The sequence below is a fragment of the Brevibacillus sp. NPDC058079 genome (assembly GCF_042885155.1).
GTDB lineage: Bacteria > Bacillota > Bacilli > Brevibacillales > Brevibacillaceae > Brevibacillus.
The window spans coordinates 223831-242673 of record NZ_JBHVSO010000002.1; the positions used below are offsets into that span (position 1 = coordinate 223831).

Here is an 18843-nt window from a genome sequence, read left to right on the forward strand (position 1 = left end):
TCCCTTTGGTTTCTATTCGCTATAGTTTGTACGGGAATCTCCAGATTTAGCCGAAAAAAAAGACGCCTTGCCCAATCGAGGGACAAAGCGTCTTTATCATCAGCTATGCTTATTTTTCGTTATCGGATTCTGGAGCGATCGTTGCCCAACCAGCTGCTGGAGCACTCACAGGAGTTACGCCACCAGTAGTAACAAATTGATCTACTCCTGGCATCGTTGCCCAACCAGCTACGTTAGAGATTACTGGAACATATTGTCCACTCACCCATACATACTCATCTTTACCTGGCATGATGACCCAGCCACCTTGTTGAGTCAAACCTTGAATTGGGGAAACTGTTTCTGGAGTCGCAGGTTTTACTTCAGGTTTAGTTGCTGGTGCAGTTGTTGTGGTTTCAGTTGCTGGTTTTTCTTCAGTAGTTGCAGGCTTTTCTTCTGTAGTTGCTGGTTTTTCTTCAGTTGCAGTTGTTTTTGCTTCTGTTGCAGTAGTCGTTTCAGTAGCTTTTACTGCCTCTTCTGCAAATGCAGCTTGTGTGAAGAGAGCCGCTCCTAAGATACAAGAACTCATGATCAGTGTGCTTTTCTTTTTCATATGTGTACACTCCCATTCCCGCGGTACACACTTTTGTCTTACACGAATGTCCCCAAACCCGAACTTGAAGGTATGCTATATGCACTGCTGCATTTTCCTGAGAAAATACGTAAACTGCTCTAACTCGTCGTCAGACAGATTCTCCAGCAGCTTTCCTACTAGTGCTCTCCTGTGGCACAAAAGTCCTTCCAGAGTCGGAATGGCTTGTTGTGACAAAGTGACCCACACGACACGTCGATCCTGTTCATCTCGAACCCGGTCAATAAAACCGGCCTTGACTAACCGATTGAGTGCGATTGTGGTGGCACTATTGGATAACTTCAAAATAGTCGCCAGCTCAGAAACTGTGCTTCGTCCTTTTTGATGTAACACACGCAGCAAGATAAACTGCTTCGGACTGATTGACTCTTCCTCTAGCCAATTGTTAATAAAGAAACGAGCAATCTCGACAAATACTCGATCCAGTTCCTCAAGTTTACTGGCACGGGACATATTGCTCACAACATCACCCATTTTCGGAAAATTAATAATATAAGTACTTTTACTATAAAACTATATAGCCTAAGTACCGGAAGATCAAGAGGACTCCCGAAATTATTTCTTTTCACGAAAGATATGTATGAGCCAGACAAAGTGTTTACCACTTAATATTTTTATTGTAAAACTTATTTCAAGAACATCTTAACTCAAACAGGAAAAACTGACAATAGGTAAGCTTGCAAAATAATGTTACGACTTTTTCAGCTTCATCCACGAAGCCAATTATTTCCTTGAATCATCTTTCGTATCTATTCGTAAAGCATGTATAATGGGAAGACAGCCTTACACACACGAGGCATTTGACTCAGGCATATTTGCCACAGAAACTACATACATAGGAGAATTTCAATGGAACAAACCAACTCTACACCAAAATGGAAAGCGGAATTGCTCGATTGGTTAAAATCGTTTCTCTTGATTGGCGGATTGACTGCCTTTATCTACGTATTTGTCATGGCTCCCTACGTCGTCCAAGGGCGTTCCATGGAAAGTACGTTGCATGACCGCGAGCGCGTCATCGTAAACAAAGCGGTTTACTATCTCAAAGAACCGCAGCCTGGCGATATCGTCATCATTCATCCAGATGCAACTGGCGACAACTGGATCAAGCGCGTGGTCGCAGTAGCTGGTGACACCGTTGAAGCCAAAAATGATCAAGTGTATGTCAATGGTCAACCGCTCAGCGAAGAGTACTTGGTCGAAAACAAGCTAAAAGCTTCTTCGTCAGGTGTGACGTTAACCGAAGATTTTGACCCTGTGAAAATTCCTGAGGGCAGTGTGTTTGTTATGGGGGACAATCGCAACAACAGTATGGACAGCCGCGTCATTGGCCCTGTTCAACTGGATCATGTAGTAGGACGTGCAGAGGTCGTATACTGGCCGCTGTCCCAGGTTCGCCTCCCACGTTAACATTTATTCATGCACAAAAAAGCCGCTCCTTATCGGGGCGGCTCTTTTCGTTTTCGATGACGTTATTTGTGGGCAATTGCCGCTTCAGAAAAATAATCCTCCAAAGTAAGGCCACCTGCCATAATTTCTTTCGCCATTTCCTTCCCTACATAACGCAAATGCCAAGGCTCATAGGCATATCCAGTCGTATCTTCCTTGCCCTTCAAATAGCGAATGACGAAGCCAAAGTCTGCACAGTTGGCTGCCAGCCATGTTCCTTCAGGTGTCTCAGCAAATGATTCTTCCAAGCGTGTACTTGCATCATATCCGGACACATCCATAGCCAAGCCAGTCTGATGCTCGCTCTTTCCAGGTACGGCACTGTAGGCAGCGGCATGTTCAGCACCTTGTGTTCTTACATACGTTTCGTACAGCGATTTTTGGGTCTTATATGAGCGGTAGCCAGAAACAGCATACAGTTCAATACCTTCTGTCTTTGCTTTGGCAAACAGTTCTTCTAATGCTTGTGCGGCTTCTGCTCTCAGTAATCGCTTCTCAACTTTTTCATCAAAAGGAAATGGCACATTCGGCTCTATCAAATCCGGTGGAATATAATCGGCAGGCAATGCCCGCTGTTTATTTACGACAACCGAGAGATCTGTTGCATTCGTAACAGTTGGCACTCCATCCACATCTTTTATCGTCTCTGCAAGAGATGCCCGTTGGGGACGTGCTGTCTCCTCGTTATTTGGCTCAACTGTCGTTGACTGCGTTCCCTCTCCCGCGGATTGTCCATTCGACTCGCTGGATAACATTCCACTTAATGAGGGAGGTTCACATCCACTGAGTAATGCTACTGATAATGCTGCGACGATCGCAAGGCTGCTGGTGCGATTTTTGTTCATGATCGATCCTCCTGGTTCCTTACAGACACATATGTTCTGCTCTACCTTACCATGGAGTTATACGAAAGAAAAGGTAGATAGGTCACGCTTTTTCGGAGGTATATTCCTCGTTTAGGTTTTTGACAAGCGCCGACACCCATTCATCCAGCGACCAAAATGGGAAGCCCGCGGCCTTAGCCTTACTGTTATCCATGTAAAAGGATGCGACAAACCCAAAGGGAGACGCATCAGAAGCATCTATCGTTGGCTCGATGCGGGCAGGTTTTCCGACTGTTTGCGCAATCATCTCCATCAGTTCAGCAAGCGAAACAGTCCCATCCGAGCACGCATTTACTGGCCCTGTGATGGACGTTGTCGGCACCCATGCCAAAAATTGAGCTGCTTCCTGTGCATGTATAAAGCATATCCGGGCAGCGAGATTCGTAATACCTATTGGGAGCTCCTCTTGCACATGCTCAATGTGAAACCATAGCCGACGAGTGTAATCGTCTTCCGCCAGTACGATTGGAAAACGAACGGCTACGACAGGGAAGGCCTTCTCCTGAAAAAAGACGGCTTCTGCTTGACGTTTGCCTTCTTGATAGGTCGTCTCTTCTCTTGTTGTCCGGTTGATTTCATACGTGTATGGATCAAATGCTTCTTCCTGTAGTGGTTCCTCTACATAGTCGTAGACGGACAGAGTAGAGGTCAAAACGTACTTACCCACTTTCCCCCGAAAAACCTTACACGCATCCATTGCATTTTGGGAGGAATAACAGATGTTATCGTACACCACGTCCCACTGCTCTTCCCCTGCAACCGCTAGTGAATGGACGTCATCGCGATCAAGGGTCATTCTTTTGACAGAGGCAGGCAACTCCCCTTGGGTAAACCCCCTCGTTGCCACCGTAACGTCTGCCCCAGCTTCAACGAGAAGCTGGACCAATCGCTTTCCAAAAAATCGCGTTCCTCCGAGTACAAGTACTTTCTTCATTTTTGCAACATCCTTTCCTTGATCAGCCTACTTTTTGCGATTCAACTCGATGGACCGCTCTCCTTCCTTCCAATTAACCGTATAGCCCAGCTTCTCGCCAGTTTTTTTGACAGGCAAGTAAGGCATTCCCTTCACCATGACCACATCTGACTGGAAGGACGTCACTTTTTGTCCCAAACCTAACAGCAACTTGTTAGCGTGAACATACGCTACCCCATCTATCATCACTTTTTGCTCTGCTGTATATGGATAGACATGGCCGTTTACTCGTAAGTCAAAGGGGCCTTCTTTTTCTTTTGGCGACTGGACTGGCTGCGCAGCCGTATACGCAATGGCATCGACCCCTAGTACAGTACCCTCGCGTGTGTTATCCGCTCCGCCGTACATTTTTCCCGTTTCAAAATCGTACACTATCGCTTGGACGTTACCAATGTTCGTCGGCTCCTCAGCAAAGACGTGACCTTTTGCCATCAATTGCAGGATGACATCTTGGTCAATGCCCGCTTCCCACGTCACATTCGGATAGCCGCTAGAAAAAATGCGTGGTGCACGGATGGCATCCTCAATTTCCATTCCATGATCGATCACATTGAGAATCGTCTGCGATACGGAGGCGATAATCGTAGAGCCACCAGGTGAGCCAATTGCTAAAAAAGGCTTTCCGTCTTTTAGCACCATGGTTGGCGTCATGCTCGAACGTGGACGCTTGCCAGGCTCGACCTGATTGACACCACCAGGAATCGCGTCAAAATCCGTAAGCTCATTATTGAGCATGAAGCCGTAACCCGGAACCATCACACCGCTGCCAAAAATATCTTCAATGGTGGTCGTATACGCAACGATATTCCCCCATTTGTCCATCACAGAGAAGTGCGTGGTCTGCTTGACCGGAGATTGATCTCTCAGTTTTATGGACACCTCTGGCTTTTTGCCAGGATCGTACTTCCAAGGGTCGCCTGCCACTATATTGGCATTCGCGGTTTCTTCACGAATGAGCTGACGCCGTTCCTTGATGTATTCCTCCGCAATCAGTCCCTTTTTCGGTACTGGATACACGTCCTCGTCCGCCATATACGCCGCCCGATCTGCGTAGGCGAGGTGGTTGGCTTCAATCAGATGATGCAAATAGGCTACCGACCCGATTCCGTCCTTTGTGTTATCGTAGCCTTCCATCAGCTTCAAAATCTGAATCAGCGTCAAGCCGCCAGAGCTGGGTGGTGCCATCGAAATCACTTCATATCCGCGATACATGCCGCGGAGCGGTTCACGCTCTTTTACTTGATACGCCTGCAAATCATCGAGTGTCATGGAGCCACCCGTCCTTTGTACCTCTTCGACGAGGGCCTTGCCAATTTCCCCTTCATACAAGGCATTCGAGCCATTGTCGCGGATGATCTTCAACGTTTTCGCCAATTGGGGCTGAATCAGCATCTCACCTTCTTTGAGTGGAACGCCGTTTGGCGCAAACACCTGTGCAGCCGTCCCGTGCTTCTTCAGCTTTTCCATGGAATTGGCAATAAATTGAGCGGACACCCAGTTGACGCGAACTCCTTTTTCCGCCAGTTCAATCGACGGTTCTATCACTTTTCCCAAGTCCCATGTCCCATACGATTCCAACGCCTGTTCTACACCCAGCAATGTACCTGGAACACCTACGGCCTGACCGCTCGTATGTCTCTCTTCAAACGGGATCGGCGTGCCGTCCGCCCGCAAAAACATATGAGGAGTCACCTTGGCAGGCGCCACTTCCCGACTATCTAACACGGTCACTTTGTTTTGATCCTTCACGTAAATCATCATGAAGCCACCGCCGCCGATACCGGACATATACGGTTCTGCCACATTCAGAGCAAATTGGATCCCAGCCGCAGCATCAATCGCATTGCCGCCCTTTGCCAAGATATCTCTACCGACCTGCGCCGCTGCTGGATGAGAGACCGCGACAATTCCTTTTGTAGCTCCTTGCACACCTGCTGGCACACCTGGGACTTTTCCCACCGCAAAATGAGGAAACGAAAGCACGGAAACAATCGAGAGGGCAACCAACATCCCTTTTTTCATGCGATCCCTCCTATTCCATTTCATTAACTTCTACTATTATTATAATTTTCAGCATTTTTCAAGGTCAACCCACATTCACAGTTGCCTAGGCAAACTTTTCTCTACAGAAAAAAACACTCTTTCTGCAGCAAGACTTGTCGTCTTCACAGAAGAGTGTTGCGATTTTTGCTTATGGCATGACGACCAAATTGCTCACCACGCGTCTTTCTTTGCCGCCAGAAGGCTTGTTCAACAGCTTGCCATTGTAATAAAACGCACTGGAACCACCGCCGTCGAGGTTATACGCATCCACGACATGCCACTCTTGCAGCTTTCTTTGCGCTTCCTCGAGCGTAACACCATTACTCCAACCATCTCGTCTTCCATCAATGACAATCAGCAGCAAATCGCCGTTGTCGAAATGACCGATCAGCGTTCGCGGTTGACGCGCATTCGCCCATTCACGCGGAATAGGCAATCGCTTTCCGTCTTGCAAGAGACGCGGCAAAAAGCTCGCTCCCTGCAATATCCCTTGTTGTGTAATTTGCGCCTGTGTTTTGATGTTTGTTCCGACCAGATGACCTTTGTTGTTGAAACCGACAAAGCTCAGCTTCGCATTATTGGAAAAGGTTCGAATCTTGCCGTCAACAACAGTGATGCCTAACGGAGTCAGATTGCCCTGCTTGTCCGCCATAAAGCCACCTGCATTGATCGCAAGTATGGATCCTGTACGCTTACCAGCTTGACTCGTCGTTTCTCCTTTACTTTTCACAGAGTTGTTGGCCAACACCATTTTCAACGCGTTCGGATCATTGAGGCGCACTTTGGCCATATAACCGCGGTATCCGCCTTCTTGCAAGGAATAGACTTTCACTGTCGAGTTTTTCCCGAAGTGTTGACCGATCGGCTTGCCAAGCATGTTGGACAAAATCGTGTCCAATACATCCGCAGATTTTTGCGTCTGGGATTTGCTCGCTTCAAGTGCGCTGCTGATGTTCTTGTTTTGTTGCTCGTATTCTTTCTGTTCCTTTTTCGAGCGATCCCGGATGTCTTCGATGACAACTTCTACGTTTCGAAGCTGCACCTTGGTGTCGTTGAGCCGTTCCCCCAGCTCATCTGCTTGGCTCTTCGCTACGGCAGAAGGAAGCTTCAGGCCTTCTGTCTGGAGCTTGTCCACTGGATTGTCCAGCGCAAAAGCGACCAAAAAACCGAGAGCAGGCGCCAACAGAAAGAGAAAGAAACGGTTTATCTTACCAAGCACGGGCAGCATCCTCCAATTTTTTCAGAGATGCTTTCAAATCAACCAGCTGTTTATTGAGCTGGTCAACCCTATCCTGCAGAGCTTCTTTGGTCTTGTTCGTGCCACCAATGGTTTCACCCGTCAATGCCAAATCTTCTTCCAGATTTCCCAGACCCTTCTGGACATTTTGCATTTCTTCCTGCACCAGATTCAATTGATCTCCCAATGCCTTCATCTGCTTTTGATTATCTTCTTGAATTTGATCAATTCGTTGGTTCACAAATTGCTGCTGCTTGTCCAACGTATAAACAGCAAAGGCATATCCAGCGTAGGCAAGTCCTACCCAGACCAGAACGGCCAAAACGATTGGTAGTAAAGGACGCTTACCTTCTGTCTGGGAGGGAATCAATGCCTGAAAAAGACTGCCTCTTCTGCGTCTTCCTTTCTGCTTCCCGTTTGCCGGGAGTGGCAGTGTGGGTGACGAAGTCGATGACGCTCCCATGTATTTGTCGTCCATCGGCCCCCTCCTCCTTTCTGTGACTTAGAGTGAGGTTTCATTATAACATAGAAAGTTTTTGAAGCTGCATTTTGCTGAATAATGGAGAAATAAGTCGAGAAAAGAAAATACCGCCAATATTTTTGGCGGTACCTCGCTTTATTTTCGTAGTTGAAATTCGTTTTGCAACTGGTTGTGCAGCCTTTGCAAAAACAGGATCGGGTCTTCCTTGGTGTTCTGTTCGTCAACAAGCTCTAATTTTTTGCGCATGATGCTGGCAATTTGATTCCCGAGTTCATATTTTTTCGCTTGAGTTAAAGAGGATAGTCTGCCGATGAAGGAAGAAAGCAGTTGCCAGTCCTCTCGGGTAATCGCCTGTTTTTGGCGCTCATCAAGTATGAGTAGCGCATGATTCAAATCAAAGCCATTTGGCTGTTTGTCTTTCTTTTTCTGAAAAAGAGTCGACCGCTGTCCTGACTCCACCACGACAATTGTGCCAGCTACCATATCGCCAATTCGCTTATCACGGGGGTGGAAAAAGCATACGAGCGCCCCGAGAAAATAACCAGATGGCATTGCGTCAATGATGCGAAACAGATTCCGGATCGTTGAGGAAACAAAAGTCGCAGGCTGTCCGTTATCACGGATGACCCGGATTCCCACCAGCCTTTTGCCAACGGTCTGTCCGCCCCAGAATGCTTCCAGTAGCCAAAAGTAGCCAAAGTTCACGATGAAGGTAACCAGGAGAACGATGGCTATCGTGTAGTTGTCATCATCCAGGAAAAAATCTTCTTCTTTTCCAAATAAAACTATGCCAAACAAAATAAATACAGTAAGATTAACCAGGAGCAAGATTCCTGTATCAATCAGCATCGCAGTGGCTCTACTGCCTAGACCTGCCGTCTGAAATCGCAGCATAACATGCTCGGGTGTCACGACAGAAGCTTCTCGATTTGACCCACTGACGTATGTCGGTTCATTCATGATGGTTTTCTTCCCCCCTCGAAACTTTGAGGTTTTTTCTAGTTTTGAAACACGCGCTAATGTAAGGAGGCATTATACATGGATATTACCTCGTTTTGGCACAAGCATAAAGCCTCTTGGGCCGAACTGGAACAATTAGTGGAGCGTTTTACCCGACAACCTCGGCACATCAGTGCTACCGATATTGATCGCCTGACACAACTATATAAGAAAACATCTGCTCATTTGGCCTATGTGCGCTCCTACCATCCTGCAGACGAGATCACGCTTTACTTAAATCAACTCGTCTTACGTGCACATAATTTGGCTTACAAGCAACGAATAGGCAGCTGGCAGCAGCTCAAGCATTTCTTTGGTAGCTACTTGATGGGTCTCGTACATAAGCGAATGAGCTTCATTGGTGTGGCAGCCCTTCTCTTCATCATCGGTGGTATTTCTGGCTTTGCCGCCGTTATGGTCGATCCACTCAACCTGTATTATGTATTGCCACAAGGGATGGCTGAGCAGATCGATCCATCTAGGCTGGGAGAAGGGCACGAATCTCTCGACAGTCCGGTCATCTCCACGATGATTATGACCAACAACATCAAAGTTGCGATGCTGGCCTTTGTCAGTGGAATTACGTTTGGAATCGTCCCTATCTACCTTCTCTTGTTCAATGGCCTTCTGGTTGGAGCTTTGGCAGCCGTCTACTATCAGGCAGATAGCAGCTATGCGTTTTGGGCCTACATTTTGCCACACGGCGTGATCGAGCTGACTGCCATTTTCATTGCTGGCGGAGCAGGTCTTCACATGGGGTACCGTCTGCTAGTACCCGGCCGCTACGCACGAAGACATCAATTTTTGGAGGCGGCAAAAGAATCAGCGCATCTACTATTGGCTACTATTCCACTCTTGTTTATCGCGGGAATCATCGAAGGCTATATTACTCCATCGAGTCTCTCTCTTGAAGCCAAGTACATCGTAGCTGTCGGCACATTGCTTTTGCTAATTGCCTGGTACCTCCTCGGATACAGACCCGATTCTCACAAAGCTTCTCTTGATTTGATGTCCAAATAAGTATTGATAACCGTTAGCGTCAATTGATCGGCCGGAACGTCCAGTACCTGGATACCCGCGCCGATCATTTTTTGTTGAAACGCCCTGCGATCGAGCTGGAACCGTTGAGCTACCGCCTTCGTAAACGCCAAGCTGCTGTTGCTCGTGTCTATATGACTCCATTCATGCAGAAGCGGATCTGCCAAAGACAGCAGCAAGAGTAAATGCGAACGGCGCATCCGCCACAAATAATTGCTCAACTGATCTTCGACGAGGTAGTTTTCCATATCTGAAAAAAGAACCACCAAGCTCCTTCTCTTCTGCTGGCGATTCAAAAATTCAAGCGCCTTCGCCGGATCAGCCTCTACAAAATCACTCGTCAGGTTGTAGGTTGCCTCCAAAAGGGTGTGCAAGTGGCGCAGCCCTCTACCTGGAGGTATGTACGTCTTGATCTCATGCGAATAGGCTAGTAGCGCTACCTGATCTCCTTGACGCAATGCCACTGCCGCTAACGTGAGCGCAGACTCCAGTGATCGATCCAGTCTCGTCTGGTTATCCAGCTCAACACCCATCAACCTACCGCAATCGACCAGTATGGTAATCACTTTGCCATGCTCTGGTCGATATTGGTTTGTCATCAGACGGCCGGAGCGTGCTGAAGCAGACCAGTTAATCATCCGAGGATCATCGTCAGGCACGTAATCGCGGATCGCATGGAATTCCGTCCCAGCTTTTGCCCTGCGCATGATTTTTTTCCCGTCGACGATCAGGCTCTCCTGCAACGAAGCCAAGTAACCACGAACGGCTGAAAGGTCGGGATATACCTTGATCGTTTGTTCACACGCAAAGCGGCTTTGGCGATACCACAAGCCGAGTTTGCCATGCCACCGCATGTAAAGCCAGCGGAACACGTACTCTCCGCGTTCTTTTCCTCTTGTTTCAAAACTTATGTTAGTTAAGGGTTGCTCCATCACACCTGTGACCGGTCCGGCTTCTTCAAATGACAGTGGAAGATCGTCCACGATGGAGTACGCAACGGATTGCCCACTTCTGTTCGCCAGCTCAAGCTCGATCGAAAACGATTGTCCGATATCCGTCTGCTCAGGCAAGATTCGCTGGATCGACAAGTCTCTGCGTTTGGGGATGGTCATCCAATCCAAGATGCTAGCGATCAGGAGTAAACCGTTGTACAAAAAGAATGTCGAATAGCCAATCTCCAGTAGAAATCCAACGATCGCGATGGGTGTGCCTAGCAAAACTGCCACGAGCAGTCGCTTGGATGGCAAGACAAAACGGTCTGCCAAAAAATCAGCGAGGAACTGGAATAGCCGCCAGCGTCTCTTCGATGATGTGGTCACTGGTACCCCCCTCCAATTCTACCTGCGGTGACAGTATGAGTCGGTGCCGCAATGCAGGGCGAGCCACCATCTTCACGTCATCAGGCGTCACAAAATTGCGATTGTCCAAAAGTGCCCAGGCTTTGCTGGCCATCAACACAGCGATTCCGGCACGAGAGCTGGCACCTAAGAGCAAGCGTTTCGTTTCGCGTGTATTGCGAATCAGTGTCGTGATGTACTCCAAAATCGAATCATCCACAACCACTTCTTCTAATTGGCGTCGCTTCTCCAAAATCGCCTCCCATGTAAAGAGCGGCTCTTGATTACGCTCGTGGCTGCGCTTGTTGGGAATATGTTTAGCGAGGATTTGCTTTTCATTTTCATGCGATGGATACGACATCGTTAGCTTGAACAAAAAGCGATCAAGCTGAGCCTCCGGCAACACATACGTTCCTTCGTATTCCACCGGGTTTTGCGTAGCGACGACGAAAAACGGATCTGGCAAAGGATAAGTGATACCATGAATCGTCACTTGCCCTTCCTCCATTGCTTCTAAAAGGGCCGCTTGGGTTTTCGGCGGTGTCCGGTTGATCTCGTCCGCCAGCAATAAGTTAGCGAAAACAGGACCTTTGATTGTCTCAAACTGGTTCTGCTGCATATTGAACACCACGTGACCAATAATGTCCGATGGCATCATGTCAGGCGTAAACTGGACGCGCTTGCTTACGCCCCCCATCAATTCCGATAAGGTCCTGACCATTTTCGTCTTTCCGATACCAGGTACACCTTCTAGCAAAACGTGTCCGCCGGCAACCAAAGCTGTTAGCAGTAGCCGAACATTTTGCCGCTGACCAACCAGCTCTTTTTCCATTTGTTGCAACAATTGCTCCACGGTAGTTGTCACTCCTTCTCCAGACGCTTCGTAATCTCATCCAACAAGAGACTGTCTGCAAGCAAGCTCTTCGGCGAGTATCGCCCTTCGTTTTTTGCCTGTTCCAGTCGTTCCAGCAGATGAGCGAATTTCTCTACCTCTTGATTTGTCCATCTTGTTTTGGCATATCGCACGATTTCCACACGATCAGCCCGTTGGTGCACTCCCCACCGATCGTACAACAGCTGTCGCATGTAAGCCTCTCGATGTCGTAACGCATCCTGTGCCAGCCCTCTTCGCTCATACCAGCTAGACACGGCGAGCAACGTCTCATCACCACGTCGCACCGTCCATTCCCTAAGCGTATAGACCGGTCCGAAACGTTTTCCTCTCCACCACACATACAGCAATAGAAGGATACCGAGTTGTATGCAGGCAACTATGAGCCACCCCGGGTAGATCGCCAAAAAACCTGGTTTTTCCTGCAAGCCGTGATGGTATTCGTCTACCCAGAGGACCGACCAATCTCCTTGTACGTACGGCCAGATCGCTTCAAAGTGGGACAATCGCTCAATTTTTTGATTGGTTAGCCATTCCGGTACGAGAAAAAACGTGACACTGCCATTTCCCACTTCTGTTCTTCCTCCGAGTATCCCCTGATCGTCGTAGAGAAGTGGCTCCATGTCGTCATCTTCTAAAAATCTCAATGAGGTCTCTGCTTTGCCCATGAACTTCCCCTGAACGAGAGGTCCCTGAATATTTCGCTCCTGATTTTCTTTATCCCGGATGTACTCCGTATAAAACGGAAGGTCTTCCCACTCTGGTCTCGAGTGAAAGAGAATCAGGTCATTGCCTTCACTGACCCAATCCAGAATATCTATCTGTTCCTCTGGCATCAGTCTTTCCGGCTCTACTACGAGCATGGCCTGCCCAGTTGCTGTTGGTAAAAAACGCATAGGCTGCCGCCATTCCTTTACCTGCTTGCCTTTTTCCTCCAGCAATACGAGCACAGCCTTGATTCCGCTCGGCTGTGCAGAAGAAGCCAAGTACGGTGGAAGAGGCTCGGATGTAGGCTTGACAATCAACCAGCCCACGATGACGAGCAGCAAGGTAGCCACAACAATTCCGACACGATAAGTGCGCAAACTATCCATGCTGTCCCTCCTCGCGCCAGATGCCTTCCAGTTCGTTTACACGCTGCCAGAACGACGCTTCATCAACAAGTGCCTGCCCGTACCAAACAGCGTCGAATTCTCGTGCGAAGCTGCCGAACACATCGCGTAAGCTCGGTTGATTTGCCTCAATTTCTTCTGCGTATTCCCAGTTCGTTTTCCATTTCTCCACACGAACCCATGACTTCATTTGCAAATAAACCAACAACGCCAAAAACAACGAGCGTTCTCCTTCCCGCCATTCTCCTCGCGCTGCCTTTTCTTTCGCATCACGCAAATAGTCTGCATGAGAACGTATTTTTTCACCTTCCATAAACAGCGGTCGATACTTCTTCTGTACCCAAATCATTCTGCGGAACAACCAGTAAATGATGCCGACCAGTCCCAGTACTGCCATAATGAGCACGAGTGTAGATACGGTATTAGCCGCGCCAGATGGAATACTGGTCCACTTAAAAAGATCGGCGATCAACTCGATCACAAACTCCATCGCTCTTTGAATCCAGTTCTCTCCACTACCTTGGGGCAAATTGAACTCATCTCTGGCTAGAATCTCTTGTAAATGCTCCTTGTCATCTACCCAAGGACTCGTGCTAATCATGGGTAACTCCCGGCTCTTGTGCAGGGGTAGGAGTTGCTGGTTCTACTGGTGCAGATGTAGCAAGCTGACGGCTTACTAGCTCTTGTAAATCTGTCCCTTCTTTTCTCACGCGCAGATCAAAGTAAGCCAACGCGTAAACAATGGCCATCCAAGGGGTCAAGAGGCAGGTAAGTGCAACCAAAATGATTTGCGCGAGGATAGATGTACCTAAGACGCCAGTGAGTACTAATTGCATGCCGCTAGAGAACATCGAGTAGATCACACTGAGAACAACAAAAAGACCAAATAAACGCCAAAAGTTTCCTTTTGTCATATTCCAGCTCTGACCGATTCCGACACCATCGCGTTCGAACAGAACGAGCGGCATATAAAAACCCCAACGAATTAAGAAAAAGCCCGGTACGAGCATCATCCCAGCAATTAAGAATAAATAGCCAAATAAAACTAAAACGATAATAAGCACAATGCTGCCTTCATCTGACGGATCAAACATGGTTTCAAATGTCATTCCACCCGCGAAGGCGATCATGACGAAAATCAATCCATATACGATGACAAACGCTGTCGACACTGCAAACGCGATTACTCCATATAGGAAAGTACTGCCCGCGAGCGGCCAAAATCGACGAAGTGCCCCCTTCAAGGCATCTTTTAAGCTCAAAGTCTCTCCCTCGAGAGCAGCCTTCGTCAGTAAAATCGAACCGGAAATCATTTGCGGGTAGGCGATGATCAAAAGGATTGGTGCGACAAGGAATATGAATATGAGCAGCATAGGAAGGCTTTGTGTCATAAATTCTTCTTGTCCAGCAAACCTTGCGCCTAACGATTCCGCAAAGTCCATACCTTCTGTATCTTGTGCGAGCAAAGGCACTCTGGTAAGGTCAACCAGAAGCAGTTGCTGCAGGAGTAACAATGGACCGAACCAAATTAAAGCCAGCAAAAAGAATGCTCCAAAATACTGGCGATATACAGAAAAGCTCTTGTCCAACAGCTTCCCCACTCCCATGGGGGCAATCGGCGTACGATTCATGAGAAACCTCCATCTTTCTTTTTGAGATTACCTGATAAGTATACACGATTTTCCTGTTTTTTTAAAAAAATCATCTAATTTTGCTAATGTTTTCCTGCCTGATTTTGTCAAATCAGGTGTTAGTCCAATGCGGTCCCCCCCCTGCTGAATATGATATTGCATGCATAGTAAGGAGGGTGTTGCCTTTGAAAGCATTGAGAAAGAAGAAGCTAAAAGCAAAGCAAGCCCGCTGCCGCTGCAAGAAGCGATCTACCAAACGCAAATCCAATAGTCTGCTCAGGCAACTACGCCGTTTTGTGCGTATCAGCGTTCGCGCGCCTCGAGTGAATGTGACCAGCCCCATTCCACAAGTAGAAGCACCTGTTGTACATGTAGAAGCACCTGTTGTACATGTAGATGCTCCCGTTATACAAGTAGAAGCTCCCGTTGTACATGTAGAACCGCCTGTTGTACAAGTAGAAGCTCCCGTTGTACATGTAGAACCGCCTGTTGTACAAGTAGAAGCACCTTATGTACAAGTGGAAGCTCCGAAGCCAATCGTCATCCCGGCACCATTAGTGAAGGTAGATGTCGAAGCGGAAGAATCAGCGGATCAAGCATGTATAGAAGGGCTTCGTCAAGAGCTCAGCAAATGCCTGAGAAACGATCAACTTGTGGAGGTCTTACTGACGACGGATTGGGGACCTGAGAGTCGTTCTTACCGAGTCGGCAAGCTTCTTAGAGTGGATGAAGGAATCATTGAATTACTGACCTTAGCCTCCTCACGTACAAACGGAGCCTCTATCCTGATTCCTATCACCCACATCGTCGCGATTATTCCAAATGCAGAACCTTATTGAAAAAGCTAATATTCTGCGAGGCTTTAGGTTACCTAAAGATGCGGGGAGTCTGTGCGTAGTAGATTCCCCGCATCTTCCCCATTTCGTGCAATATGCATGTGGGACAAGCCCTTTTGTTCAGACAGGCCTGTCCACTCTAGCAGGACATTACATGACTCTTTCGTCTCGAAGGTATGAATAAACGCCCACTTCTCCGATCTCTCTGCGGGAAGTGGGCTGATAGCATTCACTTTTTGGTTTTACCTACCGCTGTTATTCCATACGTCTAGCACATCTCTTGCGACTCGATCCCATGTAAATCTTTGTTCGGCAAGCTGGCGTCCGCTTCTCCCCATTTGACGTTGGAGATCGCGGCTGGACAACAGTTGTTTCAGCTGTAAAGCAAACGCTTGAGGGTCCTCCGGCTGCTCGACCAACAGTCCATTGCCTCCAATGATCACCTCAGCATTTCCACCCCGTTTTGTCGTGACAAAAGGCAGACCGGCAGCCATCGCTTCATAATGGACACGTGCCAGTGGTTCCTCCCATTGCGAAGGACAGACAAAAACGTCCCCCGCCCAGAACCAGTGGTGAATCTGATCTGCCGGAACAAATCCCGTAGTAATAACCGGAACAGGCGAACGATTCGCTAATGAGCGTACATACGCTGCATAGTCACTGATTTTATTTTCACCGTACCAGGACCCTCCGACCAAGACGAGAGCGATGTTGGAATGGTAGGAGCGGAGTTCATTCATCGCACGAACTAGAATGTCAGCTCCTTTTTTCGGCGTCAATCGTCCTACAAACAAAATCACTTGTTTGTTGCCAAGATTATGCGTCGCCCGCAGTTCCTGACGAATCTTTTGCGCCGTATTGGATCTTTCCACCGGAACGAATGTTTCCAAGTTCACACCTGAATAAATCGTGCGAACCTTATTTGCGGCTTCTGGATGCAACGAGGCAATGACCCGACCGACATAATCACTGATGGTGATGATGCGTTCTGTTTCAGCAACCGCTCTAGCAGCTTCTGCCTGCCCTATTTTTACCGGATCAAACATATCATTGTGCATACTTAGAATGATACGTGCGTTCGGGCATACCTCACGAATGATGGGAACCATCCGCGGTCGGTTAAAAACATGGATGACATCATAGTTGTTCGCACTTAGGAAAGCGGCTACTTCGCGTGCATAAATCTCGAACACCCCTTGACCCTCTACCCGCACATAACGTGCATTGCGAACTTTTTCATCCATTGGTAGCGTGGGATCCGACGTTCCCAGGATAGTCAGCTCGTGATGCCTCCCTAGAATATCTGCAATCCCTGCAATATATGTCTGAATCGCTCCCCCTCGTATAGGAGGGACTGGCAATTTTTCTGTACAGACCATAATAACTTTCATCCGTATTCTCCTTTCCCGTTCCGCCTTCTTACATTAGTTGCCTCTCGTCTTCTTTGATTTTTGACGCTGCTTCTTCAGCTGATTGTTGATGAATTTACGGCTTGGTTTCGCCGCCTTGGCAACTTTCTTGCTCTTGTTGGAAGTGACGGTCCGGGACTGCTGTTTAGATGTCCACACAGTTCCTTTTATGTTTTTCCTTTGACTTGCGGGTTTTGCTTGTGGTGATTTGGCCTTTACATTGATAGAGACCTTTACTTTCCTTTGAGGCTTGCTTGACTTATTGCTGCTGCTTTTTGAGACAGATGAGCTCATCCCCCGTTTTTTGTTTCGACGAACGAGGTTTCGTGCTTCGCTTGTAGCGAGTGGCGCTGATGGCGTAAAAGGAACATTTCCCGAAAATGAGATTCGCGTTCTGCGGGTAGTGCTTTGGTCTGCCTCTGCCCCTTCCTGCTGGCTTTCTTCCTGGTCGGAAGTCGGAAGTGAATTGGCTACCTGATCGCTTGCAGGCTCCTTGACTTTGGATGCCTTCACCTTCGAATCTTTTTCCTTAGACACCTTGCTCATGGACTCTTTGCCTTTCGGCTCCTCGAGCAAAGACTCTGTCGGTGGAGTGGATACCGCAACAGGTATGAATTCCGTGATACCTGACGCCAGCCTTTGCGGTTCAACCACTTCCGTTATTTGGTCATAGTTGCCTGGTTCGTATTTGCTGATGTCTTTGGCGAGCTCTGCCAATGCAGCATCTTTCGTTTTATCCCCCGTCAACACTCGCTGCAGAATACCTTCCGCTTCCGTCGACAGAAAGATTTCGGGATTATAAAACATCTCTTTGAGGTGCTTATAAAATTCGTTTGGCACTGCCATGTCATTTAAGAGCACTTCAAACGATTCGCGATCCAGTGGATTTGCCTTATGATAGGCTTCGATCATGCCGCGCATCCAGGTAACATCCCAGACGCCCATATCATCCATCGTACTGGTGATGAGCTTGCGCAAATCCCGAAACGGCAAATCGTACGACACGCCATCCAGGTCGATGACCCAAAGCCCTCCCGGACCATTTTGACCATTTGACCAGCCGTAATCTTGGTGCACCAATCCCCAGTGCGCCTCTCCCGTTTTGATCATTTTGGGATAGGCAGATGTTTTTAATTTCTCTAAGGCTGCCCATGCTTGCTGTTCATAGTGATCGACGACGGCCAAAATGGATTTACTTGTTGGGGTTTCACTGTAGGCTTTTGCTACTTCCCGCATCCACCCGATTTTTTTGGCAATCTTTTGATAATGATTGGGCCAACGATATAAACGGGAAGAGTTTTTGGCTCCTGCGGGCGGAACATAGCCTTTCGAATGACGATGGAATTCACCAAGACCGTAGCAAAGCTCTTGCGCGCCTACCAAATCTACTTTTGTTGCCGGTTGCAAGGCAATCCAATCGGTAACAATCCAAAGTTTCCCACCCTTTTCTACAAAAAGACTGGCATTTCGGGCAGGAATCAATGCTGGTACTCTTGCCCCCTGTTTGACGACGTATTCTTGGAAAGCCACACTATAGAGACTGCGTTCAGGCGTACGGTGCAGTACCTTTAGGCTGCGCGGACCTTTATCTGTCTCGATGCGCCAAATAGCCCCGCCTTTGTCTGGCTTGGAAGTAATGAGTGTACGACTCTTCACCGACATGTCATACTCTTTGATCACTTGGTCTGCGATCGCATCTACTTCCGGTGGCACTGTCATATCCCAGTTAGCCGGCGTTTCCGCATTCCCTTCTCGGGTATCCCATGGCTTAATCACATATTGTTCCATTACATTCCCCCCACACTTCTGTGGTGATGCCTTCGTCCTTCTCCATAAGCTATTCGCTATGTCCTTATCTCGAACCGGACAAATATCATTGGGAGTCTGCCAA

General features: G+C 48.0%; 18 protein-coding genes. 3 read left to right on the forward strand and 15 right to left on the reverse strand.

From position 1 onward, the window contains the following. Positions 1-109 precede the first annotated feature (109 nt). Together ACFVS2_RS07705 and ACFVS2_RS07710 are read right to left on the reverse strand one after the other, a co-directional pair. Positions 110-592, reverse strand: a complete 483-nt coding sequence (locus ACFVS2_RS07705) for a hypothetical protein (protein ID WP_390232786.1) — start codon at positions 590-592, stop codon at positions 110-112. 75 nt (positions 593-667) lie between these two features. Continuing rightward, positions 668-1093 (reverse strand): MarR family winged helix-turn-helix transcriptional regulator, encoded by a 426-nt coding sequence (locus ACFVS2_RS07710; protein WP_390232788.1) that lies wholly within the window; start codon positions 1091-1093, stop codon positions 668-670. Between the two features lie 387 nt (positions 1094-1480). Here ACFVS2_RS07710 and lepB point away from each other — a divergent pair, with 387 nt between their 5' ends. Further along, on the forward strand, positions 1481-2041 hold the full coding sequence (lepB, locus tag ACFVS2_RS07715; protein WP_390232790.1) for a signal peptidase I: 561 nt from the start codon (positions 1481-1483) through the stop codon (positions 2039-2041). A gap of 62 nt (positions 2042-2103) precedes the next feature. Here the strand turns inward: lepB and ACFVS2_RS07720 are convergent, their stop codons facing one another. The 6 genes from ACFVS2_RS07720 to ACFVS2_RS07745 form a co-directional block, all read right to left on the reverse strand. Beyond that, positions 2104-2925, reverse strand: a complete 822-nt coding sequence (locus tag ACFVS2_RS07720) for a M15 family metallopeptidase (RefSeq protein WP_390232791.1) — start codon at positions 2923-2925, stop codon at positions 2104-2106. Between the two features lie 82 nt (positions 2926-3007). Beyond that, positions 3008-3898 (reverse strand): NAD-dependent epimerase/dehydratase family protein, encoded by an 891-nt coding sequence (locus tag ACFVS2_RS07725; protein ID WP_390232793.1) that lies wholly within the window; start codon positions 3896-3898, stop codon positions 3008-3010. Positions 3899-3925: 27 nt separating this feature from the next. Then, positions 3926-5959 carry a gamma-glutamyltransferase gene (gene ggt / locus ACFVS2_RS07730; protein ID WP_390232795.1) on the reverse strand — a complete coding sequence of 678 codons (2034 nt, stop codon included), beginning with the start codon at positions 5957-5959 and terminating at the stop codon, positions 3926-3928. A gap of 169 nt (positions 5960-6128) precedes the next feature. Further along, the gene (locus tag ACFVS2_RS07735) at positions 6129-7208 is read right to left on the reverse strand and encodes a phosphodiester glycosidase family protein (RefSeq protein ID WP_390232797.1); all 1080 of its coding nucleotides are present in this window, start codon (positions 7206-7208) and stop codon (positions 6129-6131) included. Further along, positions 7189-7695, reverse strand: coding sequence for a hypothetical protein (locus ACFVS2_RS07740; protein WP_390232799.1), 507 nt, complete (start codon positions 7693-7695; stop codon positions 7189-7191). Before ACFVS2_RS07740 ends, ACFVS2_RS07735 begins: the two co-directional genes overlap by 20 nt. A gap of 138 nt (positions 7696-7833) precedes the next feature. Then, the gene (locus ACFVS2_RS07745; protein WP_173617344.1) at positions 7834-8658 is read right to left on the reverse strand and encodes an RDD family protein; all 825 of its coding nucleotides are present in this window, start codon (positions 8656-8658) and stop codon (positions 7834-7836) included. A gap of 78 nt (positions 8659-8736) precedes the next feature. Here ACFVS2_RS07745 and ACFVS2_RS07750 point away from each other — a divergent pair, with 78 nt between their 5' ends. Beyond that, positions 8737-9717 carry a stage II sporulation protein M gene (locus tag ACFVS2_RS07750; RefSeq protein ID WP_390232801.1) on the forward strand — a complete coding sequence of 327 codons (981 nt, stop codon included), beginning with the start codon at positions 8737-8739 and terminating at the stop codon, positions 9715-9717. Here the strand turns inward: ACFVS2_RS07750 and ACFVS2_RS07755 are convergent. Genes ACFVS2_RS07755 through ACFVS2_RS07775 form a run of 5 tightly spaced genes read right to left on the reverse strand, consistent with a single transcriptional unit; the run spans position 9684 to position 14707 of the window. Then, positions 9684-11054 (reverse strand): DUF58 domain-containing protein, encoded by a 1371-nt coding sequence (locus ACFVS2_RS07755; protein WP_390232803.1) that lies wholly within the window; start codon positions 11052-11054, stop codon positions 9684-9686. The two genes, ACFVS2_RS07750 and ACFVS2_RS07755, sit on opposite strands and share 34 nt — an antisense overlap. Beyond that, on the reverse strand, positions 11005-11925 hold the full coding sequence (locus ACFVS2_RS07760; protein ID WP_390232805.1) for an AAA family ATPase: 921 nt from the start codon (positions 11923-11925) through the stop codon (positions 11005-11007). Before ACFVS2_RS07760 ends, ACFVS2_RS07755 begins: the two co-directional genes overlap by 50 nt. Before the next feature lie 8 nt (positions 11926-11933). Continuing rightward, complete coding sequence (locus tag ACFVS2_RS07765) at positions 11934-13058, reverse strand: DUF4350 domain-containing protein (protein ID WP_390232807.1); 1125 nt, start codon at positions 13056-13058, stop codon at positions 11934-11936. Then, positions 13051-13677: a DUF4129 domain-containing protein gene (locus tag ACFVS2_RS07770; RefSeq protein ID WP_390232809.1), complete on the reverse strand. Its 627-nt coding sequence runs from the start codon at positions 13675-13677 to the stop codon at positions 13051-13053. The genes ACFVS2_RS07765 and ACFVS2_RS07770 overlap by 8 nt, the downstream gene beginning before the upstream one ends. Then, complete coding sequence (locus tag ACFVS2_RS07775) at positions 13670-14707, reverse strand: DUF7847 domain-containing protein (protein ID WP_390232811.1); 1038 nt, start codon at positions 14705-14707, stop codon at positions 13670-13672. The genes ACFVS2_RS07770 and ACFVS2_RS07775 overlap by 8 nt, the downstream gene beginning before the upstream one ends. Before the next feature lie 176 nt (positions 14708-14883). Here ACFVS2_RS07775 and ACFVS2_RS07780 point away from each other — a divergent pair, with 176 nt between their 5' ends. Then, positions 14884-15546 carry a hypothetical protein gene (locus ACFVS2_RS07780; protein ID WP_390232813.1) on the forward strand — a complete coding sequence of 221 codons (663 nt, stop codon included), beginning with the start codon at positions 14884-14886 and terminating at the stop codon, positions 15544-15546. Between the two features lie 239 nt (positions 15547-15785). Here ACFVS2_RS07780 and ACFVS2_RS07785 read toward each other — a convergent pair whose 3' ends face one another. Beyond that, positions 15786-16934 (reverse strand): glycosyltransferase family 4 protein, encoded by a 1149-nt coding sequence (locus ACFVS2_RS07785; RefSeq protein WP_390232815.1) that lies wholly within the window; start codon positions 16932-16934, stop codon positions 15786-15788. Positions 16935-16967: 33 nt separating this feature from the next. Continuing rightward, positions 16968-18740, reverse strand: coding sequence for a CotS family spore coat protein (locus ACFVS2_RS07790; RefSeq protein ID WP_390232817.1), 1773 nt, complete (start codon positions 18738-18740; stop codon positions 16968-16970). Positions 18741-18843: the final 103 nt, after the last annotated feature.

Bases quoted from the DNA above. Each gene is read 5' to 3' on its own strand.
- ACFVS2_RS07705 (WP_390232786.1), bottom strand. From the start codon at position 592: ATGAAAAAGAAAAGCACACTGATCATGAGTTCTTGTATCTTAGGAGCG.
- ACFVS2_RS07735 (WP_390232797.1), bottom strand. From the start codon at position 7,208: ATGCTGCCCGTGCTTGGTAAGATAAACCGTTTCTTTCTCTTTCTGTTG.
- ACFVS2_RS07725 (WP_390232793.1), bottom strand. From the start codon at position 3,898: ATGAAGAAAGTACTTGTACTCGGAGGAACGCGATTTTTTGGAAAGCGA.
- ggt (WP_390232795.1), bottom strand. From the start codon at position 5,959: ATGAAAAAAGGGATGTTGGTTGCCCTCTCGATTGTTTCCGTGCTTTCG.
- lepB (WP_390232790.1), top strand. From the start codon at position 1,481: ATGGAACAAACCAACTCTACACCAAAATGGAAAGCGGAATTGCTCGAT.
- ACFVS2_RS07775 (WP_390232811.1), bottom strand. From the start codon at position 14,707: ATGAATCGTACGCCGATTGCCCCCATGGGAGTGGGGAAGCTGTTGGAC.
- ACFVS2_RS07785 (WP_390232815.1), bottom strand. From the start codon at position 16,934: ATGAAAGTTATTATGGTCTGTACAGAAAAATTGCCAGTCCCTCCTATA.
- ACFVS2_RS07765 (WP_390232807.1), bottom strand. From the start codon at position 13,058: ATGGATAGTTTGCGCACTTATCGTGTCGGAATTGTTGTGGCTACCTTG.
- ACFVS2_RS07770 (WP_390232809.1), bottom strand. From the start codon at position 13,677: ATGATTAGCACGAGTCCTTGGGTAGATGACAAGGAGCATTTACAAGAG.
- ACFVS2_RS07720 (WP_390232791.1), bottom strand. From the start codon at position 2,925: ATGAACAAAAATCGCACCAGCAGCCTTGCGATCGTCGCAGCATTATCA.
- ACFVS2_RS07750 (WP_390232801.1), top strand. From the start codon at position 8,737: ATGGATATTACCTCGTTTTGGCACAAGCATAAAGCCTCTTGGGCCGAA.
- ACFVS2_RS07745 (WP_173617344.1), bottom strand. From the start codon at position 8,658: ATGAATGAACCGACATACGTCAGTGGGTCAAATCGAGAAGCTTCTGTC.
- ACFVS2_RS07740 (WP_390232799.1), bottom strand. From the start codon at position 7,695: ATGGACGACAAATACATGGGAGCGTCATCGACTTCGTCACCCACACTG.
- ACFVS2_RS07790 (WP_390232817.1), bottom strand. From the start codon at position 18,740: ATGGAACAATATGTGATTAAGCCATGGGATACCCGAGAAGGGAATGCG.